Raw genomic sequence first — 25,576 nt, 5'->3', positions numbered from 1 at the left:
TGGACCTAGCGGGCGCGGGCCGAGCCGCTTCCCCGCTTGGCGCGATCGAGGGTCGCGAGCGACTTCTTGGCGGCGGCGAGCTCCGCCTGCAGCGCCGCCACGCGATCCGCGGCGGCGTCGCGGGCGGCGGAGAGCACCTCGTCGACCGCGGCCTGCGCCTCCTTGTCGCCGAGTCCGGCGAGCGCCTTGTGCAGGGCCGGCAGCGGGATCTCCTGCGCCCCGGCGGGCTTCTGCGCGTTCCGAGTCACCTTGAGCGAGGCGGTGTTGTCGGCGCCCACGTACACGGTGATCGCGACGGACCGGGCCGCCCTGGCCTTCGCCGCCGGCTTCCCCGCGCCCGCCTGCTTCCCCGCACCCGCCGCCTTCGCCGCCCCGGCCGCCTTCGCCGCCCCGGCCGGCTGCGCCGCCCGCTTCACCGGCTTCGGCTGCTTGGTGGCGCGCAGTTCTCGTGCGTCGTAAGGCAACTGGTCGTCGACACCCGTCGGCTTGACCGTGACGACGGCACCGTCGACCTCGACGACCCGGGCGGACGCACCGGCGTCCAGCCCCAGGCTCGGCACGCCCTCGACGAGGTAGACCAGCGGCTTCTTGCCCTCGGCGAGGGCCGCGGCGTACCGCTCGAGGTCCGCCGCGGTCAGCGTCTGCTCCGCCATCACTTGATTCCCTTCACCAGCGCGGGCACCACCGACTGCTCGATCGTGTCGATGGCGAGCGGCCCACCGTACAGGAGTGCGTCCACGCCGTTCGTCTTGTCCAGGATGATGATCGGCACGCCGTAGGTCAACGACGAGGGGACGCCGTCGAAGCCGCCGTTGCCGCCCGCCGGATCGGTACGCGCCACGACCGTCCGGTCCACCGTGCTCGAGTTGACCGCCTTGTAGATGTCGCCGGACGCCAGCGGAAGCCACGAACCGGACCCGTCGACGGGGGTCTGCGTCGCGAAGCCGAGCTGGCCCATCAGCTGCAGCGCGTTCGCCGAGCTGCCGGCCAGCTTCGTCGCCTTGCCGTCGTAGTGCACGACGTCGAGCTTCTTCCCCGAGAACTCCGGGTGCGCGGAACGCAGCGCCGTGATGCGGCCCTCGTAGGTCTTCTTCACGGCCTCGGCGCGGTCCTTCGCCCCGAGGGCCTCCGCGATGAACGCGAGCTGCTGCTGCCACGTCCACCCCGACTTCCCCTCGCCGGAGACCGCGATCGCGCGGCCGCCGGCCAGGGACTTGAGCTCCTTGACCTTGTCGGCCGCGTCCGGATCGGTATCCAGGATCAGGTCCGGGTTCGCCTTCTCGATCACCGACCTGTCCGGGTTGGTCGACGTACCCGCGGTCGGCACGCCCGAGAAGGCGGACACCCACGAGGGCAGCTCCGACTTCGGGCCGTTCGCCCCCGCGACCACCTCGAAGCCGAGCGCCGAGACGAGCTCCGCGTCCCCCGGGCCGAGCGCGACGATCCGCTGCGGCCGCTCCGCGAGTTCGGTCGAGCCGTTGACGTCGGTGACGGTGCGGGCGCTCCAGGCGTCGAGGCCGGGCCGGCCGTCGTCGTCGCCACCGCCGCGGACGACCACGATGGTCAACACCGCCGCCAGGATCACGACCAGAGCGGCGGCCCCGCCGATCAACAGCTTCTTCCGGTTCGTCGCCGGCGCGCCGCCCCCGCCGAGCACCGGCATCGACGGCGAGCTCGGCCCCATCGGTCCGCCGGGTCCGCCCGGTCCGCGGGCGCCGGCCGGGCCGACGGGGCCCAGCAGCCCCGTCGGCGCGCCGGGCGGCAGTCCCTGCCCGCCGGCCACCGGCGGGCCGGGTTGGTTGTAGCCGGTCGCGAGCGCGGGATTCGACGGCGTGCCCTGCCAGTTGACGCCCTGCGGCGCCGCCGGCGGGGCCATGCCCGAGGCACCCGACATGCGGCGCGCGGCCGCGGCCAGGGCATCGGCGAACTCGCCGGCGGTGGAGAACCGGTCCGCGGGGTTCTTCGCCATCGCGCGGCCGAGCACGTGGTCGATCTCCGGCGACAGGTCCGGCCGCTTGAGCCGCACGCTGGGCGGGTTCTGGCTGATGTGCGCCAGCATCAGCTGACCCGAGACCGTGGTCGTGAAGGGCGGCGCGCCCGTGAGCAGCACGACGGTGGCGCAGGCCAGCGAGTAGACGTCGGCACGGTGGTCCACCGGGTGCCCGAGCAGCGCCTCGGGCGCGGTGTAGGCCAGGGTGCCGACAACCGTGCCCGCCTGCGTGTTCTGACCGACCTCGGTCTGGGCGGCGCCGATCCCGAAGTCGGCGAGTTTGACCTGTTCGCCGCGGCGGCCACGGTCGACGAGGAAGTTGGCGGGCTTGACGTCGCGGTGGAGGATGCCGTGCTGGTGCGCGTAGTCGAGCGCGTCCGCCACCTGCTCGATCACGGCGACCGTGCGGTCCAGGCTGAACGGGCCCTCGCGCTGCACCGTCGTGGCGAGGTTGCCGCCCTCCACGAGCTCCATGGCGATCCACAGATGCCCATCGGATTCGCCGCGGTCGTAGACGTCGACGATGTGCGGGTGCTTGAGCCCGGCGATCAGGTCGGCCTCGCGGTCGAACCGCGCCCGCACCGACGGATCGGCGGAGAGCTGGGTCTGCAGCACCTTGAGCGCGACGGACCGGGGCAGCGTGCGGTGCCGCACGCGGTACACCGTGCCCATGCCTCCGGTACCGAGGATCGACTCGATCACGTAGCCAGCGATCGACTCACCGGGTTCCGACGCCACGAACACACCTCCGCTCCTGTACGTGTACAGCGGTAAGAATCTACCGCGATGCAGGTTGCGTGCTGCTTAACGTGGGGTTGGCGGCTCGTCGGACGAGGGCGGCTCGCCCGTCTTGCCCCACCGGGGCGCGCTCGGCGGCTGCAGCGGACGGCGCCGCGGGCCGCGGTCGTCCTGGTCCTGCGAGGGTCGCACCCAACGGTCCCCGCCCTGCTTGCGCTGGGCGCCGCTGCCCCGCTCGTAGGGCGGCGGGGGCAGCGGCCGCACCGGGCGGGGCGGCCGCGGGGGCGGCGTCTGCGGGGGCGCCGGGTACGGCGCGGGCTGCTGCATCGGGACGCCGGGCGCCGCGGTATGGGCGCCCGGGGCCTGCGCGGCGGGCGCCGCGGGATAGGGCGCGGGGGGCCGCGGGCCGCCCGGCTGGGCGTGCCTCCCGGCGGGCGGCACCGGGACCTGCGGCGCGGACGGCGGCACGACGGGCTGCGCCGCGATGCCGGGGGCGAGCCGCGGCGGCGCGGGCACCTGACGCGGCTGGCGGTGCGCCGGCTGCGGCGGCGCGGCGGCCGCGATGGGCTGCGCCTGCACGTCGCAGTAGCGCAGTTCCTCGTCCGTCGGGTTGAGCACCACGTCGAAGGGATCGCGGTGCCCGATCCGCACGCGCACGGCGGACGGTGACACCTGCTCGATCACGAGGTCCGCGTTCGCGCGCAGCGGGGCGCTGCCGGGCGCGCGCAGGGTGAGCATGGTGCGCTCGGGCACGGAATCGGCCGGCGCACCGTCGAAGACGGTGATGTCGGCCGGCCGGCCGCCGGGGCCGTCGGCGATCCGGAACCGGGCGGGGTCGGCCAGGGTCGCGGCGAGCGTGGCCCACTGGGCGGGCCGGTCGGTGTGCACCGCGACGGACGCCCCCGCACCGACGGACCGCAGCAACACGAGCTGCAGCGGGATCAGCTCGGTCGCGAAGTCCACGACCAGCGTCTCGGGGACCGGCGACCCGTCGAACAGCGGCAGCGCGACGGCGTCGATGCCGGAGACGCCCCACACGGGTCCCGCGGGTCCCACCGGGATCTCCACGGCGCCGAGGTCCTCCAGCGGCGCCGACGGCAGGTCGACGACGCTCGATCCGCCGCCCGGAAGGGTGCCGCGCGCGAGTTCCAGCTGGCGGCCCGGCATCGGGACGAGCGCGTCGTCGAGGTTGTCCACGATCGGCACCGCGGTGTCGTAACGGACCAGGCCGCTGATCTCCACGGGCGCCTGGGCGTCGGCCTTGCGCATCCGCAGCACGACCGAGGTGCTGTCACTGTCGAGGCCCCACCAGCGGTCGAGCTTCTCCGTGGACGTGCGGACGGGGTCGACGAGATAGGTGGTGGCGAATTCGGCGTCGTGCTCGATGTTCTGCCAGTTCTCGGTGCCGCCGAGCGGATCCGCACCGAAGGTCATGCGCGCGCCGAGCCCGGTGAGCTCGTCGGCGGGCAGCACGCGGGCGCGGATCAGCCGCTCCTGCAGGCGCTGCTCGAGCCGCCGGGTCGCGGCCATGAGTGCCTGGGGGCCGGCCGTGCGCGACGGCCCGCGGCGCACGATGCCGGCGAGGTTGCGCTGCGTGTCCACGCGCAGGATCAGCCAGGTCGAGCGCTCCGCCATCGCGGCGTAGAACCGGACGCCCTGCGAGTACGAGGCGCGGTACGCGGGACCGGGCGGCACGCGCCGGCCCGCGGAGACGATGTCGATGTCCACGTCGAGCCCGTACTGGGTCATCATGGTCGCGAGCAGGTCGAGAGGCACGGTCTCGGCCGCGAAGGCGCGGCCCTCGCGCAGCCGGGTCTCGGCCGGATCCGCGGTGAGCTCGATCGCCGAGACCAGTTCGAAGCCGTCGCCCTGCCGCACGCCGACCCCGTCTACGTCGATGACGCGGCCGGGGATGCCCCCGGACCCGCGACGCCGTCGGCGCAGGTACCGGTAGCGGGCCCCGATCTTCTCGCTGAGCACGGTGCCGTGCAGCGAGACGAACGCGACCAGGGCGCCCAGCACGATGAGGGTGATCACCGACCACAGCGGCCATGTGGCGCCCACCAGCGCGAACAGGCTGGCCGAGAGCACCGCCCAGACCAGCGCACGGCGCAACGAGATCCGGACGCCGACCGGCCGGCGCAGCCGCGCGACCTCGGGGTGGGTCGGGACCTCGGGCCGCGAGGGGGCCGCCGTCGGGGCGCCCGTCGTCAGGGTCTCCGTCATCACGACCTCCGCTTCCGGCCGGGCCGCGTCAGCGCGACCACGCCACCGATCACCAGGAGCGCCACCGCACCCGCACCGGCCACGATCGCCGCCGTCCGCCGCGGCCGGGTATCGGGGTCGGGCGGGGGCGGCGGGACGAGCAGCTTCTCCACCGACTGCGGGTCGATGTCCGCATCGATGTCGGGGACCTTCGCGGTCAGGGCCGCCACCGGGTCGATGAGCCCGCGCCCCACCTTGTTGTCCGTGCCCCGGCCGGGGGCGTGCGCCGTGGCGACGAGCCGCGCCGCCGCCTGATTCGCCGAGAGCTGCGGGTACCGCGAGCGCACCAGCGCCGCCGCGCCCGCCGCGTAGGCCGCCGCGAACTCGGGTCCGGCGAAGGGCACGAGGTTCCGCTCGAAGGGGGCGCCGTTGATCACGCCGTCACCCCCGCGGGAGCTCAGCGAGACGATGCCCGCGCCGGGCGCCGAGACGTCGAGCCAGGGACCGTTCAGCGATCCGGGCAGCGGCGTGCCCTCGGCCGTGGTGGCGCCGACCGAGAGCACCTGCCCGTCGAACCAGTTCGGGGTCGCGACGGTCGTCACGCGCCGCCAGCCGCGCGGATCGTCGGGCTGGCCGGGGTCCGGGTCGGGGTTGGCCTTGCAGTCACCTCCGCCGACGGTGCCGCCCTGGCGGTCCGTCGCGCCCGCGCCGACCACGACCAGCGCGTCCTTGGCCCGGAGCGCGTAGGCGACGGCGCCGCCGATCTCCCGCTGGCGGAACTGGTCGTCGGCGGCCATGCACACCGGCTCGGGCACGACGATCACCTTGGCGCCGCGGTTCGCGGCGCGCACGATCGCGCGCGCGATGCTGCGGGCGTTGACCGCGGGGCGGCCGAGGTTCGGGTCCGCGTCGTCCGCGGGATTGTTCTGCAGCGCGAAGCCGGCGGAGTCGACGCGGATCGAGAGGAGCCGCGCGTCCGGGGCCATGCCCACGAAGCCGTCGCCCGCGGCGGGCTGCGCGCCCACGATCCCGGCGACCAGCGTGCCGGTGGAATCGCAGTCCAGGAGCCCGCGGTCGGCGGCCACCATGTTGTCGCCGGCACCGTCGAGGCCGCGCAGGCGGGCCTGGGGGCGCACGCCGGTGCTCAGCACCGCGACGGTGACGCCGGCGCCGGTGGAGAACCGGTGCGCCTCGTCGATCCGCAGGGTGTTCGCCGGCGCGGGGGCCGCGGCCAGGTTCGAGTTCGGCAGGACGCCGGGCTCGACGCACCGCGGGTTGTTGTTGCGCAGCGGCCGTTCCGGGCCGTCGGTGTCGGGCGGCGCGCCGCCGATGTCGGCGACCGGCGGCACGACGGCGCCGGAGAGGGCCGGGGCCCAGGAACCGGCCACGACGACGGTGACGGAGACGGCCGCGACCGCGGCCGCCCTCGGGAAACGGAGCACGGACCCCAGCCCCTCTACTTCAGGAACGACAGGTCGAGTTCGCGCATGGCGGCGAACAGGCGGGTGCACCACAGCGCGAGCAGGACGACCGCGAAGATCGCGAGCTTCTCGCCGGCCTCGATGCGGCCGAGGAGCCGCGCCGACAGCGGGCGGCCGTGGCCGCCGGCGTCGGTGGCGACGCGGTCCGCGAGCAGCAGGCCGGCCGCGCCGAAGCCCGCCAGAACGGCGGCACTGAGCACGATCACGACGAGCCGGCCGAGGTCCGAGTCGAGCGCCTCGACGAGGACCACCGCGAGGCCCGCGGCGATGACGAAGCCGGCCACGAAGAAGACGGTGGCGTGCACCCGGTCATCGAGGGTGCGGCCGCGCAGCACGCAGATCACGGAGGTCAGGACCGCGATCGCCACCTCACCCCAGAAGTAGTGGCTGTCCGGCACGATCACGGTGAGCGCGGAGACCACCAGGATCCCGGCGATCGCGACGTAGAAGCCGGTGAGCAGCTTGGCCGCGGTGCGGGCCTTGCGCTCGAGTCCGGTGTTCTCCTGCGCGCGCGCCAGCTCGGTCGTGCTCTCGTCGTCGAAGGTGTCGACGTGGTACGCCGCGTCGAGCTCGCTGCGGTCGATGTCCTCACCGGGCGGTGGGAGCGGGTCCGGCCGGACACCGGCGAGCATGAGTGCCCAGCCCTGCGCCCAGTTCGCCAGCAGCAGCCCCGCGATCACGCCGATGGCGGGGATCGCGGGCCGGCCGAGCGGCGTGTACGCGAACAGGGCGCTCGCGACGACGACCGCGGCGGCGGTGAGGCCGAGCGCGGCGAGCACCGTCGCGCCCAGGCGGCTGGCGCGGCCGAGCACCACCACGCCGATGAGCGCGAAGGTCGACCCCGTGAGGACGTTCGCGGCGGTGAAGGCACCGTCGACCCCGCCGTCCGGGGGGATGAGCACGAACCCGGCGGAGAACAGCACCGGGACCGCCGCGAGTTGCAGCGCGTACGCCACCTGCGGCGCGCGGTACTGCCGGTCCGCGGACAGCGCGGCGAGCACCACGGCGATCGAGGCCAGCGCCGCCACCGGGAACCACCACAGCACACTGGAGTGCTCGAACCAGGCGATCAGCACCAGCGCGGAGAAGACGGTCGCGCCGAGCACCAGCGCGAGGAGCCCCAGCGCCCGTGCCGTCGCCGACTCGAACCGGCGGAAGCGCTGGCGGCAGAACTCCTGGATCGCGTCGGCGGTGCTCTCGATGAGCGGCCGGAAGGTCTGGGTCGAGAAGGTCTCGGCGAGGATCAGCCGGTCACCGTCGAGCACGCCCGCATCGGCGAGGGACTTGTCGCGCGCGAGCGGCGTTCCGCCCTCCCGGGCGAAGGTCCAGGCGCCGGTCGTCGCGAAGTCGTGGTCCGGGAAGATCTGCTCCAGCCCGGGAATCACGGAATCCATCACGACCGACAGCCGCCGGCGGGCGAGCAGGCTCCGCTCGACCGAGTTCTCGCCGACCTCGACCAGGACGCGCACCTGCTCGGGGACGGCGGATCGCCCGGGGCCCGCGTTCTCGGTTCCGGCGGGCTCCGGGGTGATCGGGAAGACCATCTGGCGTCAGCGTCCCTCTGTCGTGCGCACCTGCTGCAGCTCGGCGAGCTTCTGGGCGGCCGGGGGCTCGTAGCCCGAGTTGAAGCCGTCCGCCAGGTCCGCGGCCAGCTCCTCGAAGGCACGGATCGTGCGCTTGCGGAGCTGGTCGATGTCGATCGGCTGATCCGAGTCCAGGTGCGGGTCGTACGGGATCTCGTGCACGCGCAGCTTCTGTCCGGCGCGGAAGAGCTCGTCGAACTGCTCGACGGAGACGCTGCCCCGGCGCTTCGTGTGGTTGATGACGACGATGGTGTTCGCTAGCAGGCCGTGCCAGCCGTGGTGGCGCAGCCAGTCGATGGTCGCCGCCACCTTGCGCACGCCGCGGGTGGTGGCCGAGGCGGGCAGGATCAGCGCCGATGAGATCTCGAGCACGCCGGTGCCCGTCTGGGTCTGCAGGCCGCGGCCGGCGTCGACCAGCGCGAGGCTGTAGTGCGGGCGGAAGATCGAGTACAGGTCGAGCACGTCGTCGTAGTCCGTCACGTCGCGGCCGTTGAAGCGCCACGGCGTGGGCAGCACGTGCAGGTTGGTCGCCGTCACCGCGAGGTGCTTGTCCACCTGGTTGCGGTCCGAGAGATCGCTCTGCTGGATCAAGGTGCGGGCCGTCGACCCGCCCTGGTGCCACGCGGTCACCTGGTCCAGGTCGCCGCCGTCGGGATCGAGGTCGAGCGCGACCACGTTGTCCGCGCGGGTGCGCTCGAGGATCTGGCCGAGCACGCCCACGAGCAGGGTGCCGCCGGCGTTGTCCGCGAAGACGCTGGTCACATGGAACTTGTGCTTCGGGACGCGGATGCGGTGCACGAGCTCGGCGTGCTCCTGGTCGTTCGCGCTGGGCCCCACGTCGAGGCCCATCTTGCGCAGCCAGGCGCGCCAGCCGGAGACGCGCACGGCGGCGTCCGAGAAGCGGATCTGCTGGTTGAAGGACGACGAGGCGGTCGACATGGGCGCCGAGAGCGACTCGCCCATGGGGCGCATCGGGGCCTGCTGGTGCTGCGGCACCATCGGCGCCGGAGCGCCCTGCGCGGGTGCCTGCCCGAAGGGCTGCGGAGCGCTCGGGCGCTGGAGCTGGCCGGAGGCCTGCGGGGACTGGAACTGGCCGGCCTGCGGGGTGCCCTGGAACGGGGCCTGGACCTGGCCGTTCGGGACCTGCGCGTGCTGCGCGGCAGCGGGGACGAAGCCGTTCTGTCCACCCTGCCACTGCTGCTGCAGCTGCGGCACGGGCGCGGGGACGGGCTTGGCCGACTGCGGGGCCGACGGTGCCGCGGGCTTCGCGGCATCGGCCTTCGCGGCCTCCGCCGCGGGGCCCTCCGCCTTCGCGGTGTCGGCCTTCGGCGTCCCGTTGGTGGCGTCCGCCTTCGGCGCCTCGCTCTTCGGAGCGTCGGCCTTCGGGGCGTCCGCCTTCGGAGCGTCGCTCGCCGGCGCGCCGTTCTTCGGCGCACCGGTCTTCGCGGCGTCGGCCCTGTCGTCGACCACGGCCGGCTGCTCGGCGGTGGGGCGCTCGTCGGCGGCCACGATCACGGGCGCGACGGCGGGAGCGGTCGGCACCGCCGCGGAGCCGTCGAGGTCGTCGACCTCCGGCAGGTCCGGCTCCTCCCACTCGCCGCTCACGGGCTCGGACAGCGGCGCACCCGTGGGAACGGACGGGCGGACCACCGGCACGGCGGAATCGGTCGAGGGCAGGATCGCCGACGAGTCGTTCTCGTCGTGACTGTTTTGCGGCACGAAAGGCACCCGAACGTTCGTAGCTGCGTCGCTCATGGATCGCACCTCTCTCGATGGAAGAATTGTTTGCAGTCTAATACTCGTGCTGGTCAGATGAGCACCAGGGTCGGCTATCAGTTTGCTGTGTCGAACCATCCGGTGCAACCCCCGCGCTCGACGAGCGCGGCGATCCCCTCGGAGAACCGTCTCCGGGTACCGGGGCTCAGCGTCACGTCGAGCACGCCCTGCGAGCCGCGCTCCGTGGTCGACAGCACCCGGCCGGCGGCCGTGTCCATCACTCCGACGGCCCACCCGGCCCGCGTCCGCACACCACTGGAATCCGTACGGTGATAAACGATCTCGGCCCGCCGGCCCGAGTAGCGCGCCGCGTCGAGGAGGACGTCGACGGTCTGCTGCGACAGATCGTGCTCGCGCAGCCGACTGCGCACCTCGCGCTCGCCGCGGGGTCCCGCGACCTGCGGGTCGAAGCTCGCGACGATCTCCGCCAGCTCCCCGGCCTCGACGGTCAACGATTCGAAGTCCGCGGGATCACGCGCCCCCAGCACCCGCCACAGGGGTTCGACCACGGTCGATTCGAAATCCTCGCGATCGGTGCGGAAGCCCTGCACGGTGAACTGATCGTCGTTGCGGAAGGCGACGACCACCAGCTCGTCACGGCGCACGACCGCGCCCCGGAGCACCGCGTCACCGTCGAAGACGCGGATCGCGACCTCGGCGGCGGGCGCCTGGAGCGCGCGCAGCCAGTGCCCCACCTGCGGATCGACGGCCCCGTCGGCATCCACGAGCCCCGCGTCGACCAGCCCCGGCAGGACCGCGAGGTCCACCACCAGCTGGTCGTCGGGCCGGTAGACGTTGGGATGCACCGCCAGCACCACCGGTGCCAGCTCAGTGACGTCCGCGAGCCGCATGAGCAGCAACAACTCGTCGATGTCGGCGGCGAAGGCGGACAGCTTCGCCGGTTCCTCGCGCAGCACGGCCACTCGCCCCTCCTCTTCCAGAGCGGCCCGGCCCCCGCAGGTGCGGTGGCCGGGCCCCGTCCTCGTCGTACTAGATGCCGTAGAGGCCCGCGGCCTGCGCCTGACCGGCCTGATGGATCGTGGCGGCCGTCTGCAGGTTCACGCCCGTCTTGCGGATCGCCATCGAGAGGTTCTCGTTCGCCTTGAGGCAGATCTCGTGGACGTGCTGGTAGCTCTCCTGGTCGACGCCCACCCAGTTGCCCAGGTTGAGGTTCGCGGTGTTGTTCGCGGTCAGCTCGGCGATGTTCGCGTCCGCGACGGCGGAGGCCTTGCCGAGGCTCGCCGACGTGATGTCGTAGCTCGCGTAATCGACCTTGATCAGCGGTGAAGTCATGTTCGTGACCCTTCGTGGATGGTGGCGGGCTAGATGACGTAGCCGGTGAACAGGCCGCCGGCGTCGCCGTCGGTGCTGGTGATGAGGCCGCCGTTGCGGCCGAGGGCCTCGGCGACGGCCTCGAGCTTCTGCTGCTCGGCGTTGCACACGGCGATGAGCTCCTCCATGTGGGCGCTCGCCTTGTTGGTGGTGTCACCGGCGTTCGCGGCGCGGTACGCCTCGGCGGTGGTGCGGACGAACTTGATGTTGGCGAGGGTCGTCGCGGCCACGTCGTGGGTCTTCGCGGTACCGGCGGCGTGTGCGCCGGTGTTCATCTCGTAGATCTGCGGGGGCATGAGTGTTCCTCCAGTTCAGGGGTGGTCGTGGTGGGTCGAGTGCGAGGTGGGGATCAGCGTCCCTCCCCACTCGACGGGACGTCGACGGGAACGGACTCGTACTCGGGCGCCGAGTCCTGGTAGACGGGGATCGCGGCGGTGTCGGGGACGACGATGCGCTCGCGCTGCTTGCCCTTCGACCGCGCGACCGGCGCGCTGGAGCCGGTGGGGAGGACCGGACGCAGCGGCTCGGCCGCCACGCGCGGGACCGGCGGGGGCGGCGGCGCGACGGTGAGGCCGTCGGTCGCCCAGTTGGCGGGGGCGGCCACCTGGGGCAGCGCCGCGGTGCCGGGCTCGGCGCGGAGCGCGGAGGCGGTCGGCCGCGCCTGCTCGCCGCGGGACATCCGCTCGAGCGTGGGCGAGCCGGGGCGGGCGCCGAAGTAGCCGACGGTGCTGGTGCGGTTCTCGGAGTGCACGTTGGCGAGCAGCGCGCTCATCGGCTGGTAGACCACGCCGCCGCCGGTCGTCGCCGTGCCCGCGCTCACGCCGGTCTGCAGCGCCTGACCGCCGCCCGACACCGCGGCACCCACCACGCCGCCGCCGACGCCGGCGGCCACACCGCCGGCACCGCCGAGCTGCTGCACCAGACTCTGGCCCAGCTGCTGACCGGTGGTGGGACGCGCGAGGCTGTTCTCGCGCGACTGGGACCCCGCGGTCGCCGCGTTGGAGGCGGCCTGCTCGAGGCGCTGGGCCTGCACGACGACGGTCTGCCCGAGCTTCGTGGTCGAGAGCACGCCACCCGCGGTGCGCATCCAGAGCATGCTCGCGGTGGCCTGCGCGCCCTGCGCGGCGAGGGTCATCTTGGTGACCACGGCGTCGCCGACCGATGCCGCTCCCGCGGCGGCCGCGGGGATCGGCACGCCGATGGAGGTGGCCATGGGCTTCGGCGGGATGAAGGGCTCGAAGGTCATGTTCGCGGTGGAGTTCGCGAGATAGGTCAGCATCATCGTGGCGTTCTGCGCCCACATCGCGGCGTACTGCGCCTCGTTCGCGGCGATCGCGCCGGTGTTGACGCCCAGGAAGTTGGTGGCCTCCAGGACCGCGTGCGTGACGTGGTTCAGCGCGATCTCGGGCAACTGCGCCATCCCGGCCAGCGCCGCCGAGTAGTCGGCCGCCTGCTTGGTGTGCCGCGTGGAGGCGAGCAGCGCCTGCGTGCGCAGCGCCTCGTTGTGCGCGAGGTACATCGCGACGTTGCGCGTCATCAGCGCCGTCTCCGGCGCCTGCCACGACGCGGCGAGACGCGGCAGCAGCGACTGCAGGAAGACGGACCGCGCGCTGACGGAGGCTGCGACCGAGGCCCACGCCGCGGCCGCAGCGGTCGCCGGCGCGGGGCCCGCTCCCGACATGAGGCGCCCCACGTTGACCTCGGGGGGAAGCGCTGGGAAGGTCACGACGTCACGCTCGTCAGAACTGCACGGCGTTGTCGGCCATGATGTACGTCGAGGCGACCGCCGAGAGGCTCACCGCGTACTGCGCGACCTCGGCGTGGTCGATGATCGACGTCGCGAGGAAGTTCGCCGCGTGCGCCGCGGAACTGGCCGAGACCAGCAGCGAGACGTCGTCGGCGCCCGCGGGCACGACGGCGCCGATGGCCCCGGCGGCGCCACCGATCAAGCCCGAGGTGGTGGCGACATTCGCCATGACCTCGTTGGTTCCTGCCAAGAGCTGTATAGGCGCCACGTTCAGGCCCACCTGCTATCCCCTTTACTTGATTTTCAAGTTGCAACTAAAACAGAATTGTCAAACTTCGTCAATCCCTGGTTGTCCGATATTCTCACCCCCAAACATCCTCGTCGGCCTCCGCTTCGTCCCTGCGCACGCCGTTCCAGGCCACTTGGACGATGTCCGACGGGGCCCCGCGCCCGGGATGGAAACGGCCGCGGCCCGGAACACCGAAGCGCTGCCCGCGCTCACCTGCGATGTTGACGTTGAACTTGTCCGCGGACAGGGCCAACGCCATCGAGCTGTGCGTGTCGAGGTACTGGATCAGCGGGTCCGAGCTGGCCTTGTAGAGGTACTCGGAATCGTTGAGCACCACGATCACGTGGAAGCCGCGAATGACGCCGTCGTTCATCAGCTTCACGGTCTGGGTGATGGGGTTGGTGCGGTCCCCGCGGGCGACCACGGCGTCGTAGTCGTCGATGATGAGGAAGACCTCCGGCCCCGTCCACCAGTCGCGGCGCGCGAGCGCGGCGCTGTCGGCGGCATCGGGCACCCGGCGGTAGGTCACCTTCTCCGGGTCGGTCTCCCCCTCGCCCATCCAGTCCACGAGCTTGTCCTGCCAGCGGCGCAGGAAGTCGTAGAGGTCGGAGCCGTGCAGCCCGAGGTTCTTCGGGTTGGGGGCGAACGCGCCGCGGTGCACGCGCTTCGGGTCGAGGAGCGCGATGGCACCGTCGTCGATGGTCGGGTACCGGCGGCTGATCGCCTCGATGAGCGTGTGCACGAAGGCGGACCGGCCGGAGCCGCTCTCGCCGACCACGTACATGTGCGCCTCGCGGCCGAAGTCCGCGACGGCGAGGCCGGCGTCGGTCTCGCGGACGCCGAACGGCAGGCGCACGCGCTCGCGCGCGCCGGCCTCCGCGGGGAGCACCGAGAACAGGTCGTCCTGCAAGACCACCTCGGGCAGCGCCAGGAGCTTCGGCGCCTCGGCGCCCGAGGTGTTGGCGCGGCGGATCCGCTCCACGACCTCCTCGATGCCGTCGCTGAGGGTCTCGGGCGAGGAGTCCCCGTCGGCGCGGGGCAGCGAGACCAGGGCCAGCAGTTCCCGGTCCGTGGTGATGACGTGACCCGCCTTGTCGGGCACCGCCTTGTTCCGCTGCGAGTTCACGACGGACATGTCGTAACTGGCGGTGGACACGCGGCCCTCGATGATCGTGTGCATGTGACTCGCGAGGCCGCGGAGCACGGTGTTGCGCGCGGTCGTGATCACGAAGTGGATGCCGTAGTTCAGGGCGCCCGAGGCGAGCGCCTCGAGCACCGGCACCTTGTCCTCGAAGACGCCGCCCTCGGTGACCGCCGCGTCGAAGCCGTCGATCACGATGAAGACGTCGCCGAAGGCGTCCTCGGTGATGACCTCCGCGCCCGGATCGCTGCGCAGGCGGCGGTACTCCGCCATCGAGTTGACGCGGTACTTGCGGAAGAGCTTGACGCGCTGATCGATCAGGTCGGACATCTGCGAGATGATCCGGTTGATCGCATCCTCCTCGGACCGGGTCGCGATCCGGGAGACGTGCGGCAGGTCCTCGAGTCGCATCCAACCGCCGCCGGTGTAGTCGACGATGAAGAACTGCACCTGTTCGGGCGCGTGGGTGAGCGCGAGGGACGTCACCAGGGTCATCGCAGCGGTGGTCTTGCCCTTCTGGGGCGCACCGTAGATCAGCACGTTGCCCTGGCCGCCCGACAGGTCCAGCTCCCACACGGGCTGCTGGTGCTTGGCGGGGTCGTCGAAGACGCCGAAGGGCGTCTTCAGGGTGGCCGGGGTGGTCACCGCGGGCGCGACCCACTCGCCGGCCGCGAGCGACGGCGCCAGCACGTCCAGCGTGGTGGACGTGAGTTCGGGAAGCCACGGCTTGTAGGCCGGGCGCGCCGGCGCCGCGGTGAGGAGCTCCTTGACGACGGTGAAGACGGTGGGCGCGGCGAGGATCTCCTCCTCGGTGCGCACGATCTCGTCGTCCTCGACGATCTCGGCCTCGAGGTCAGGGATGTCCACCCGCCGTGCGGTGAAGGCCCGCGAGGAGAGGTCGTCGGCGGTGGGCTGCACGATCTCGCGGACGACGGGCTCGGGGGCCGCCTCGGGGGCGAAGTAGGGCTTGCCCGTGAAACCCGCGTAGAACCGGATCAACTCATCCTCGTGGAGCGTCTTGATGAGGCCGTTTCCGGGCTTGCCGGGCAGGTTCTTGGCGTCGGGGACACCGATCACGGCACGTGAGTCTCCGGCGGTGCCGGTACGAAGAGCGATGTGGTAGTGGATGTTCGATTCAAGGCCCCGCGATCGCGCCATCTCCGCGTTCTGCGAGGCGAGCAGCAGGTGCACGCCCACGGACCGGCCGACGCGGCCGATCTGGCTGAAGATGTTGACGAACTCGGGCTTCGCCTCGAGCAGCTCGGTGTACTCGTCGATGAGCACCAGCAGCGCGGGCATGGGCTCGAGGTCGGGGCAGTGCCCCGACTCGCGGGCCTTCTCGTACTCGGTCAGTCCGATGATGTTGAACGACGGGTATCGCGCTGCGGCACTGTCGAAGAGCTGCTGGCGCCGCTTGAGCTCACCGGTGATGACCTCCATCATGCGGTCGACCATGCTCTCGGACTTCTCGAGATTGGTGACCACCGCGGCGACGTGCGGGATGTCCTCCATCCCCTGATAGGTCGCGCCGCCCTTGAAGTCCACGAGCAGCAGGTTGAGCATCGTCGGCGAGTGGAACAGGCAGGCGTCGAGGACGAGACAGCGCAGGAACTCCGACTTGCCGGATCCCGAGGTGCCGATCATCTCGCCGTGCGGCCCGGTGCCGCCCTGGCTGGCCTCGCGCATGTTGAGGAAGATCCGCGTGCCGTCGGGCCCGAAGCCGATCGGGAAGTTGAGGCGGCGCGGATCGTCGAATCGCTTGATGCGCTGCCAGAAGTCGACGACGTCGATGGCGCCGGGGTCGTCGACCTGCACCAGGTTGGCCCAGTCCCGGCCGGTGTCCTGGCGCTCCTTCGACAGCAGCGAGGCGGTGGTCTCGAGCTCCCACCGGGCGAGCTTGCGCGCGTGGCTGTGCGCGTCGATGAGGTCGAGCTGATCGGCCCGCGCGATCTCCTTGGGCGCCTCCAGCGGCAGGTCCGAGTCCCACCGGGTCACGATGCCCGTGGGGGCCACGTCGAGCAGGACCGCGTGCGGGAAGGAGTCGATCACGCCGTCGGGCGGCGACATCAGGATCCAGGTGACGTCGGCGAGCGAGGCGATCGCCTGGTCGGTCATCCGTGCGCGCTCAGCGGATTCCACGATCACGACGGTGTGCCGGGTGCGGCCGGTGACCTCGGACTCGGTGGTGAACGGGCGGGAGTAGTCGACGATGCGGTCGGCCTCGGCGGTCGGCTGCTCCTCGCTCCCGGCGAGTTCGTCGAGGAAGTCCGTCCAGTTGCCGTAGATCATCCGCCGCGAACCCAGCGCGTCGATGAGCGACGGATGCTGCGTCTGCGGAAGCCATTTCAGATACTCCCACCGGCCCCCGTCGGGGGTGTCCGCGACGACCGCGAAGCGCAGCCGGTCCGGGCCGTGCGTGATGGCGAGGTGATTGAGCATCGCGCGCACCATGCCCGCGGCCCGCTCGGGATCGCCCCCCACGCCCAGCACGGGGACGTTGCGCAGGGTGAAGGCCAGCGGCATGTCCGCGATGGTCGAGTGGGTGTGCAGGAACTTCACCGTCTCGGTCCACTGCACGGGATCGAGGAACTCCCCGTCGGGCGCCTCGGGCGTGAGCAGCTTGGCCTTCGGCACGATGCGGCCACGGCCGTACCGCGCCGCGGTGAACCGGGCCTTGCGCTCGGAGTCGCCGCCGCCGACCTCCCACATCCGCTCGGTGCCGATGAGAGAAGCCACGACCGACGGATCGGGGTACGCGTGAGCGAGGGCGTCGAAGTAGTTGCGGCCGCGGGAGAGCGCCTTCTCACGCGAGGTGCCGATCGATCGGCTGGCCTGCTTGCGGTCGTGCAGCAGCTGGGCCTTCGACTTGCTGCCGCTGCCGCCGGGCCCGCCGCCCATGTAGGCGAACATGCCGAACAGCAGCATCATCGGCATGAGCAGCATGACCGGGTTGAAGCCCCGGTTCATGCGGATCATCATGAACAGCATGCCGAGCACGGCGACCACCATGATGACGGGCATCATCACGGTGCGCCACTTGCCGGGCGGGTCGACCTCGTCGATGGTGTCCGGCGTGCGGACCTCCACCTCCTTCTTGACGACCCGGGGCTCCTTCTTCGGGTGGAGCGGGGGCTCGAAGACCTGCCTACTCACTACTTCCCCTTCGGGTCGAACTTCGCGACGACGGGGTCCTGGGCGCCGCCGTCGTGCTTGATGGACGCGCTGGCCTGGGAGAGCGTGGGGCCCGGCGCGAACAGGCTGACGATCGTCCACGGTGCGGGCACCGGGTCGCTCAGGCCGAGGGCCTTCGCGGACGATCCCGGTTCGTTCGAGCCCTGGTCGTCGATGCCGTAGCGGATGCCGGTGTCGGCGATCCAGAACTCGCCGCTGTGCTCGCGCGAGTCCTTGGCGGAGCCCGTGGCGTAGACGTAGCGCCCACTGTTCGCCGGGAGGTAGACGTCGTCGGCGATGGTGCCCGCCGAGCCGGCGGCACCGATCAGGGGGATCCGCGCGGCGTTCTGCTCCGCGGTGAGCGGCAGCGTGCCCGCCACCAGCACCCGCTGGTCGGCGGTGGGTGCGGAACCGTCGTGCGACCAGGTCATGCAGGTGACGGGGTCACTCGTGGCGTCCTCGACCCGCACCTTGCCGGACGGGAAGTGGTCGACGGCGATCTGCTTGCCCACCTTGGGCCACTGGTTCGCCTTCGACGCCTCCGTCTCGACGACCCCGCTCTTGACGGGCGAGACCGTCTGCAGGATCGACGCGGCGGTCTGGCTGATCTGCTGAATCCCCTCGGCCGCGACGACGTAGTAGGTCCACCCGCCGTCGACGGTGGCGACGCGCAGCGTGGTGCCCACGAGGAGCTTCTCGGTGTTCGGGAACCGCACGGGCTTACCGAGATCCGTGATCTGCGGTACGTCGATGGGCTCCCGCGCGGCGAGCGCGTTGAACAGCCCCGACGACATCGGGATGACCCGCTGGTCGATGCCGATCCCCAGCGCCTCGCGGATCGCCGAGTTGCCCAGATCGAGCCGGGCGCGGGCGACGACGCCGTCGTCCTCGTAGACCAGCCAGGTCTGATTGTCGAAGGCGACGACGCGGGCGCGGTCGCCGCTGAGCTCGTCGGTGCCGTCGGCGGGTGTCAGCGGTCCCCCGATGACGCTGACCTTCACGGCGGACGTCGCGGTGGTGGGCAGGCCGGTCGACGGGTCGAGCGGCACTGCGGAGCCGGTGGCCGTCGTGTCGCAGACCGCCCACTGCGAGAGGCGGCTGGCGGAGTTGCGGATCACCGTGGGGGCGTAAGGAATACCCACCATCGGGCCGCGCGGCAGCTTCTCGATCTCCCCCGACTTCGCCAACACGGGCTTCGCGGGGGAACCGATGATGAGCTGACCGGAGACCACGTTCGGGATCGGGCTCAGTGCGTCGCCGACCTTGACGTACAGGGCACCGGTCTGGCTGTCCTGGATGATCTCGCCGTCGCCGACCTTGCCGGCGGGGAAGATCACGGCGCCGATGACGCAGCCGAGCGCCACGACCAGGCCGACGGCGAGCGCCATGTAGAGCGGCGAGCCCTGGAACTTCTTGACGTCGTCGATCCAGCGCGTGTCGCGGCGCACCAGCGCCTCCTCGTTGCGCCGCTGCAGGTAGGCCTCGCCCGACTTCTGGTACTTCGAGGTCAGGCGGAATCCGCGGACCCGCTCCTGCAGGCCCGATTTCGGATTCGACGGATCCGGCGTCATCTCAGCCATTCGATTCCTGCCAACTCGTCTCCAGGAGGTGCCACTGCGACCAGGGGAAATTCGGCGAGACGCGCAGCGTCTCCTCGTACGCCAGGCGCACATCCTCGAGTTCGAGGGTGCGCAGCAGCGTCCGCTTCTCCTCCGACGAGAGCGACGACCGGTCGATCGCGCTGACCCGGAAATCGCGGAATCCCCGCGCGGAGGAGATCACGGTGCGCATGAACCGGGCGTTCGACATCAGGTCGATGCCGGTGCACAGGCGGCCCTTGAGGTCGAGGGCGCTGACCTCGGCGAGCCGCTTGTTGTGCTCCTCCAGATAGCTGCGCACGCCGACGCCGAGCTGCTCACGATTCCTGGCGGCGACGGACTCGGCGATCTCCACCAGCTCCTCCGCGGTGAAGGAGCTGAACGATATCCGGGTCGGAAAGCGCAGCGGGAGACCCGCGTTCACCTGCAGCAGGCGGTTCATGTCGTCGTCGTACCCCGCGAGCACCACGACGACCTTGTCACGCAGGGGCTTATCGCCCTCGTTCTCGATCCGGGCGAGCAGTGCCTCGAGCGCTTCGCGGCCGAAGCGGGAGGCCTGGTCCTCACCGTCGCCGGCGACGAGGCCGTACGCCTCGTCGAGGAAGAACAGGCCGCCGCGGGACTCGTCGACCAGCTTGTTGGTGCGGATACCGGCCTGTCCCACGTAGCCGGTCATCATGTCGCTGGGCTGGTGCTCGTACACCTCGGGCTTGGCGATCACACCGAGCCCGTAGTACAGCTTCGCGAGGATCCGCACGCCCGTGGTCTTGCCGGTGCCGGGCGGCCCGGTGATGATCGCGGAGAGGCGCATCTCCTCCTCGCTGTACTCCTCGCCGAGTTCCTCGCTGAGCTCCTGGCGCTCGCGGTCCATCTCGACCTTCGAGGCCAGGCGGCGGATCTGCGACTTCACGTCGGGGCTGCCGACGAGGGCGTCGAGTTCGCGCCACGCGTCGGCGAGCACCACGTCCCGTTGCCGATCCAGGCTCTCCTGCTCGATCTCCTGGGCCGTGGTGCCCGTGGCCGGGTCCCACGGGTCGGTGCGCGTGTTCATCGACTGGGCGGTGACCACCTCGAGGGAGCCGCCGGCGGCGGCGTGATCGAGGTCGGGACGCGCGGAGATCCAGGCGCGCGCGTCACGGAGCAGCTTGGCGGCGCCCTCCTCGTCGCCCGTCGCCCGCAGCGCGTAGGCCTGCGTGACCAGCAGGCTCGCCTGCACCAGCTTGAAGTCCTCGGAGGCGAGCGCGGTCTTGGTGGCGGACAGCGCCTGGTGGGCGTCGCCGGTGCCGACGAGGGCGCGCGCGGTCAGCGCGGTGACGCCCAGCTGCCAGAAGCGGACGGCACCGTCGGTCTCGGCGGAGATCCAGAGGGGCTCGCGGCTGTCGGCCACCGTGGAGAGCACCTCGGGCCAGCGGTGCGCCATCCCGAGCAGGCAGATCCACAGGTAGCGCAGGTAGTTCCGTTGTGCCGGCGAATCCGCGCTCACCTCCCGCTGGAGGCGGGTGAGTTCGGCGGCCGCCTCGGTGAGGTGACCGGCCTGAGCGAGGATCACCGCCGCGCCCGCGCGGGCGTAGATCACGTCGGTGACGGGCATCCCGAGCTCGACGACGCCCATGTGCACCGGGATCTTCAGCCCGAGCGCCCCCTCCGCCGGGTCGACGACCATTCCGTTGCGGCGCAGCTCCGCGCCGAAGTTGCGGGCCGAGTTCAGGAGTCCGCGGGCGGCGGCCGGATCGCTGAGCTGGGTGCGGTCGACCGCCATGAGGCCGATCCACGCATCGCACATCGTGGGGTCGGCTTCGACGGCGAGCCGGAACGCCTGGGCCGGTTCGCGGCTGTCCGTGCGGGCCGCGAGCGATCGCAGCCCGAGCGAGAAGTACCGCTGGGCAGTGGGATTCGAGGTGGTCATCGTGCTTGCTTGGGATCCTGATCCTGGCTCGAGAGGAACCGTGCGTACGTCCAGGCGTACAGCGCCGACTCGATGTCGTGGTACGCCGCGGCGAGCGTGGCGACGAGGATCGCCCGCTCCAACATCCGGTCGCGCAGCCGCGCCGCCTCGGGCGCGGGGGCCGTCAGGTCGGCGGCGGAGGCCGGCGTCCGATCCAGGGTCAACGCGTCGGCGAGCGCCCGCTCGTCGGTGTGCAGTTGCTCGAGGACCGCGGGCGGCACCTCGTCGCGCTCGTCGAGGAAGCAGCGGGCGTCGATCCGCGCCGCCTCGATGCCGATGGCGTGCTCGGGCGCGATCGGCTGCGTCTCCAGGTCGCGGATCAGCGCCCGGGCCTGCCGCTCGGCCTGCTCGGGATCGAGCGACCGGACGTGCTGCAGGCGGGCCGGCGAGACCGTGGCCTCGAGCCTGCTGCGGCCGCCGGGGAGCACCGCACCGGGGCGGAGCACGCCGACGAGGTTCTCCTCCCCCACGACGGGGGCGTACGCGCGGCTCGGATGGGTCGTCGCGACGGCGGAGAGCGTGTACCCGTCCTGCCGGGCGTACTCGATGAGCTGGCGCACCGGGTCGTCGATCGACGCCCAGCGGAAGCCCGAGGGCACGTTCCACAGCACCCGCACGCCGGCCGGGATCACCACGCCGGGCGGCAACCAGCCCGCGTCCGAGGTGGTGACGGCCATGATCGTCTCCGCGTCCTTGACCAGCAGGCCGGCGGCCCAGTGCAGGCCGGACTCGGGCCCGTGGGGCCCGCCGCGGAGCGAGCCGAGGATCGACGCCACCGCGTCGTGCACCTGCTGCACGGCCGGCGACGCCCGCCGGCGCAGCACCAGGGGCTCCGCGCGGCCGAGGATCGCGGGCCCGGTGGCGAGCACCGGCGCCGGCTTCGTCGGGGCCTTCGGTTTCGCGGGCGCATCCGGCGCACCCGGCGCATCCGGCGCGGCGGGAGCGGGCTCCGTGGTCGCGGCGGGAGCGGGCTCCGCGGCGGGAATCTCCGCCGACGCCACGAGCGCGGCGGGCGCCATGTGCGCGGGGTCGATCTTGGACGCGTTCGCCGCCTTGAGCAGATCCGAGAACTTGACCGGGCCGGACTTGCGCACCGGCCGCGGCGCCGCGAACGCGCGCGTGGTCGCGGCCGCGGCGGGCTCGTCGGTGGAGCGCTCCTCGGCGGCGGGTTCGACGGTGTCCGCGTCGTCGGAGGTCGCCTCCTCGACCGCAGCCGATTCCGTGTGCACGGCGTCGGCGACGTCGCCCTCGGTGAGGTCGGCGTCCGCTTCATCGTCGGCGTCCGGGGCTGTTTCGGCGTCCGCCTCCGCTTCAGCTTCAGCTTCGGCATCGGCTTCGGCTTCGGCTTCGGCTTCGGCTTCGGCTTCGGCTTCGGCAGCATCCGCGGAATCGCCTGCGGCGGGCTCCTCGCCCTCCGCCTTCGCGAGGTCGGCAGCGACCACGGGCTCGTCGGCGTCCTCGGCGCCCACCGGTGCGTCCGCGTCCTCGGCCGGATCGCCGGACGCGGGGTCGTCGGGGGTCGCAGCGGTCTCGTCCGTCGCGCCCTCGTCGATGCGGGACTCGTCGGCCCGACCCGCGGCGGCGTCGGGCTCCTCGGGCTCCTCGACCTCGGCGATCACGTCGCCCTCCAGCGCATCGTGCTCGTCCTGAGCGGGAACGTCGTCGGCGTCCAGTTCCTCGGCGAAGTCCACCTCGGTGTCCGCCTGCTCATCGGCGACCTCGCCGTCGACGTCCTCGACGTCCTCGAGAGCGACCTCTTCAAGAGCGCCCTCGTCGGTCTCCTCCGCCTGATCGGCCACGTCCTCATCGACGTCAGCCGTGGCCTCATCGACGGCGGCCGATTCGTCCGCCACCTGCGCCACCCCGTCGCCCTCGTCGACGGGGGACGTGGCCCCGGGTTCGTCGGCGTCGCCCTCGTCGGCGTCGCCGACCGCGCCGTCGGCCTCGTCCGGAGCATCGCCGGATTCCGCGCCGTCCGTGGTGTCGTCGGCCTCGGCGCGCTCGATCTGGGCACCGTCCTCGACGGGCTCCGCGATCACGGCGTCGGCCTCGTCACGGGTCTCCGCATCGGGAACGGGCTCGGGCGCGACGGGCACCGTCGGGAGGGCCCCCGCACCGCTCCAGGCGCCACCGGGGACGCGACCGAAGGAGAGGAAGCCGTCGTCCATCGCCTCCTCGCGCTCGCTCGACGGTCCGCCCGTGGCCCCGGACAGGGGCATCGGGGCGCCGAGCTCGATACCCGCGGACTCCCCCATCTCGCCGGCGACGATCTCGGCCGGCGTCGTGGGGATCGGCAGGAACTGCGTCGGCCCCGCGACGGGGATCGGACCGCTGCTGGGCCCCTGCGGCGCACCGGGCTCGTCCGCGCCGGGGGTACGCCCGAAGGACATGAATCCGTTGACCAGCGGCTGCGGCACCACGGGGACCGCGGCATCGTCGGTCGGCGCGACCCCCGTCGACGGCACGCGGCCCAGTCCGAGGAAGCCGTTCGCCACGATCGGGGCATCCGCCTGGCCGGAATCCCCCGTGGAGACGTCGTCGTCGGTGCGATGATCGCCCGCCTCGGCCACCGCCTCGTCGAGCGGTGCGGCGGCGGTCTCGTCGCGGGACTCGGCGCCCGGCGTCGCGAGCTCCTCGGCCCGCGGGACCGAGGTCGACGGTGTCCGGCCGAAGCCCATGAAGCCGAGGTCCATGGCGGTGTCGTCGCCGGAGTTCGCGAAGGCGTCCTGTGCCGCGGCGGCAGCGTCCTGCTCGGTGCCGTTCGCACGCGCGGCGTCCGCAGGACGTTCGCCGATCCGGTGATCGCTCGTCCCGGCGTACCCGTTCACGGTCTCGTGACCGTTCGTCCCGGCATGGCCGTTCACGATGTCGTGGCCATCCGCCGCAGCGCGCGCGTCGGCCGCGTCGTGGCCGTTCTGGTCGGTGCGCGTCGTGCGGATCGAGTAGCCGTTGCGCGCATGCCCGTTGCGGGCCACGCGGCCGTTGCGCTCGGTGGCCCCGGCGCTGGCACCGGGTACCCGCCCAAAGGCCATGAATCCGCTGACCAGGCCGGCGGCGGGCTTCTTGGTGGCGCTCGTGGTCTCGGGCGTCGTCATCTTCTCGGCGACCTCTGCCGCGCGCGCCCGGGCGCCGGCGATGAGCCGGGCGATCTGGTCGGCCGGATCGACACCCGCCTGCGCGGACTGCCGCTGGGCCGCCTCGATCTCGGCCTCGACCTGGTAGACGATCTCGGACTGCTCGAGGTTCACCTGCTGCAGGCTGCGCGCGAGCTCACCCAGCGCGTGCGAGACGTGGACCAACGACTCGCCCACGCGGACGATGCCGATGAAGCCCTGCGCCCACTTGCCCGTCTCGGACTCGAGGAACTCGGCGACGTCGACCTCGCCCAACTGGGCGGTGGCGGTGGTGCCCTCGCTCGCGACGCGGAAGGCGTACGACGATGCCTGGGCGGCGGACAACGCGCGCGACGCGAGGTCGTCGGGCGTCACCTCGTCCTCCCAGATCCCTTCGAGGAGGACGTCGGCGTGGGGGGTATCAGGACGTTCGATCACTTCGACACCTCACTTCAGGCCGGGCGCGGCGCGACCGCCGCGGCGAACGACGTGCTCACGACGAGGCCCCCACGGTCGACTGGGTCTCGACCCACAGCGACGAGCGCGACGTGGAGCCGCCGTCGGCCGCGCGGCCGGACCTGCCTGCGGCGGTGATCGCCTCGGCTGCCTCGAGCTCGGGCACGACGTCGTCGATGAGACCGTCGATCGTCTCGACGATCCGTTCGCCGTGCGAGCTCGTCCAGCCCACCGACGAGCTGATCGATGTCACGGTCGATCGCAACTGCGCCGTCGCGATCGCCGCGCGTGCCTCGATGGCACGCGCACCTGCGCTCTGGCCGAGGTTCGCACCGGCGTCCTTGTCGGAACTCAATGCCACCCTCCCGTCCTGCCCAGCCAGACGGCACGTACGTACCGACTGAATTCGTTGTCGCAAAAGAATGTACCACCCGCATTGCAACTGCACTTCTTTGAAGTCATCGTTGTTCGATTGCAAGACGGGCAGGTCAGACCCCACAGGATCATCATTGACAATTCTGGTTGTCGATCACGTTGTGCACGGCGCCGGGCCGCTGACCCGCGCTGCGGTTCGACGCGGCGCGGTGCCGCCGAGACCCTGCCGACGAGATCAGCGAGAACACGTTGCACCGCTGCCGGGTTTGAGCCGAGAGCACAGGTCGGCGCCCTACTTCCCCGCTCCGGCGCGGCGACGTGGCGGCGAGGCGATCCTCATCCGCACGTGCTTCGTGAGCATTCGCACCGACTACAGGAATTCAGTTCAGTAATTTTCGTATCGGAGCGTTCCCCGTCACGATCGGCACCCGCTGCGCCGGCGGGAGCGGCCCCGCAGTGCAACCGGCCCCACGATGCTCCGCCGGGACGGGGACGCGGACGGACGTCGGGCCGATGCGTGCAGGAGGAGAACTATCAGGCGGTCGCGCGGGAGACCGCGCCGAGCGGATCCGTGTAGACACCGTCGAGCGCGGCGGCTCCGGCGGCCTGCTGCTGCACGCGCCCACCTGCCCCGCT

At 72.0% G+C, this 25,576-nt stretch carries 16 protein-coding genes; all 16 read right to left on the bottom strand.

Annotated features, from left to right (window positions below):
* Positions 1–5: 5 nt before the first annotated feature.
* On the bottom strand, positions 6–653 hold the full coding sequence (locus FK530_RS21760) for a hypothetical protein (RefSeq protein WP_146489066.1): 648 nt from the start codon (positions 651–653) through the stop codon (positions 6–8).
* Complete coding sequence (locus tag FK530_RS21755) at positions 653–2,728, bottom strand: protein kinase domain-containing protein (RefSeq protein ID WP_146489065.1); 2,076 nt, start codon at positions 2,726–2,728, stop codon at positions 653–655. Before FK530_RS21755 ends, FK530_RS21760 begins: the two co-directional genes overlap by 1 nt.
* Positions 2,729–2,794: 66 nt before the next feature.
* Positions 2,795–4,954: a type VII secretion protein EccE gene (gene eccE, locus FK530_RS21750; protein WP_146489064.1), complete on the bottom strand. Its 2,160-nt coding sequence runs from the start codon at positions 4,952–4,954 to the stop codon at positions 2,795–2,797.
* The gene (mycP, locus tag FK530_RS21745; RefSeq protein ID WP_146489063.1) at positions 4,954–6,375 is read right to left on the bottom strand and encodes a type VII secretion-associated serine protease mycosin; all 1,422 of its coding nucleotides are present in this window, start codon (positions 6,373–6,375) and stop codon (positions 4,954–4,956) included. Before mycP ends, eccE begins: the two co-directional genes overlap by 1 nt.
* Positions 6,376–6,389: 14 nt before the next feature.
* Positions 6,390–7,958 (bottom strand): type VII secretion integral membrane protein EccD, encoded by a 1,569-nt coding sequence (gene eccD, locus FK530_RS21740; RefSeq protein ID WP_146489062.1) that lies wholly within the window; start codon positions 7,956–7,958, stop codon positions 6,390–6,392.
* Between the two features lie 6 nt (positions 7,959–7,964).
* Entirely contained in the window at positions 7,965–9,752 is a 1,788-nt protein-coding gene (locus tag FK530_RS21735; RefSeq protein WP_146489061.1) for a hypothetical protein, read from the bottom strand.
* Positions 9,753–9,829: 77 nt separating this feature from the next.
* On the bottom strand, positions 9,830–10,696 hold the full coding sequence (locus FK530_RS21730; RefSeq protein WP_146489060.1) for an ESX secretion-associated protein EspG: 867 nt from the start codon (positions 10,694–10,696) through the stop codon (positions 9,830–9,832).
* Between the two features lie 67 nt (positions 10,697–10,763).
* Complete coding sequence (locus tag FK530_RS21725) at positions 10,764–11,066, bottom strand: hypothetical protein (RefSeq protein WP_146437939.1); 303 nt, start codon at positions 11,064–11,066, stop codon at positions 10,764–10,766.
* Between the two features lie 29 nt (positions 11,067–11,095).
* A complete protein-coding gene (locus FK530_RS21720; RefSeq protein WP_146489059.1) occupies positions 11,096–11,401 on the bottom strand; it encodes a hypothetical protein in 306 nt (101 codons plus the stop codon).
* Positions 11,402–11,454: 53 nt separating this feature from the next.
* On the bottom strand, positions 11,455–12,831 hold the full coding sequence (locus FK530_RS21715; protein ID WP_146489058.1) for a PPE family protein: 1,377 nt from the start codon (positions 12,829–12,831) through the stop codon (positions 11,455–11,457).
* Between the two features lie 13 nt (positions 12,832–12,844).
* Positions 12,845–13,120, bottom strand: a complete 276-nt coding sequence (locus FK530_RS21710; RefSeq protein WP_269434177.1) for a PE domain-containing protein — start codon at positions 13,118–13,120, stop codon at positions 12,845–12,847.
* A 94-nt stretch (positions 13,121–13,214) separates the two neighbouring features.
* Positions 13,215–17,435, bottom strand: coding sequence for a type VII secretion protein EccCa (eccCa, locus tag FK530_RS21705; RefSeq protein WP_146489056.1), 4,221 nt, complete (start codon positions 17,433–17,435; stop codon positions 13,215–13,217).
* Entirely contained in the window at positions 17,435–19,033 is a 1,599-nt protein-coding gene (eccB, locus tag FK530_RS21700; protein ID WP_158645168.1) for a type VII secretion protein EccB, read from the bottom strand. Before eccB ends, eccCa begins: the two co-directional genes overlap by 1 nt.
* Positions 19,026–20,957 carry an AAA family ATPase gene (locus FK530_RS21695; protein WP_146489054.1) on the bottom strand — a complete coding sequence of 644 codons (1,932 nt, stop codon included), beginning with the start codon at positions 20,955–20,957 and terminating at the stop codon, positions 19,026–19,028. Before FK530_RS21695 ends, eccB begins: the two co-directional genes overlap by 8 nt.
* Entirely contained in the window at positions 20,954–24,547 is a 3,594-nt protein-coding gene (locus tag FK530_RS25970) for a DUF5632 domain-containing protein (protein WP_158645167.1), read from the bottom strand. The genes FK530_RS21695 and FK530_RS25970 overlap by 4 nt, the downstream gene beginning before the upstream one ends.
* A 55-nt stretch (positions 24,548–24,602) precedes the next feature.
* On the bottom strand, positions 24,603–24,926 hold the full coding sequence (locus FK530_RS21685) for a hypothetical protein (RefSeq protein WP_146489053.1): 324 nt from the start codon (positions 24,924–24,926) through the stop codon (positions 24,603–24,605).
* Between the last annotated feature and the right edge of the window lie 650 nt (positions 24,927–25,576).

Source organism: Tsukamurella conjunctivitidis (assembly GCF_007858475.1).
Lineage (GTDB): Bacteria > Actinomycetota > Actinomycetes > Mycobacteriales > Mycobacteriaceae > Tsukamurella > Tsukamurella conjunctivitidis.
Note: the sequence above shows the minus strand (reverse complement) of the source record. Positions and strands in the feature narration are given on the sequence as shown.